The sequence below is a fragment of the Poseidonibacter sp. genome (assembly GCF_041821165.1).
Classification (GTDB): Bacteria; Campylobacterota; Campylobacteria; order Campylobacterales; family Arcobacteraceae; genus Poseidonibacter.
The window spans coordinates 1-523 of sequence record NZ_JBGUES010000289.1 but is presented as its reverse complement, the minus strand read 5'-3'; the positions used below and the strand labels follow the sequence as shown (position 1 = coordinate 523).

At 34.4% G+C, this 523-nt stretch carries 1 protein-coding gene; it reads right to left on the bottom strand.

Annotated elements, in window-relative coordinates; translation table 11 throughout:
• On the bottom strand, window positions 1–523 hold a 523-nt coding region (locus ACERKK_RS13215), incomplete at both ends, for a calcium-binding protein (RefSeq protein WP_373773538.1).

Below are 523 nucleotides of genomic sequence, written 5' to 3'. Positions count from 1 at the left end.
CTATTGTTATCGCCTGTAATTGTATCTACATACTCAGACCCTCTTACATTTTCTATTTCATATAAAGTATCATTTCCATCAGCACCTGAAGAAACACCTTTTCCATTTCCATCATCTAAATCAACACTTACACCTGCACTTGCATTTTCATAACTAGCAGTATCGTTTCCTATTCCACCTTTTATGATATCTGCATCAGTTCCCCCTTCAAGAGTGTCATTACCTGCTCCACCTTCAAGAGTATCACTACCTGCTAATCCTCTTAATGTGTCATTTCCAGCTTCACCAATAAGTGTATTAACTTGAGCATTTCCTACGATTGTATCGTTGTCTTGAGTTCCTATTACATTTTCAATATTTGAAATAGTATCTGTATTATTTGATGCATACTTTTTCTCAACTGTTCCACTTAGATCAGCATTTATACCTAAGTCATTGTCTATGTTGTCGTGATTAGAATAGTTTAATGTATCATTACCATCATTTCCATCTACTACATCATTTTCTACACCTGTAAAAATAG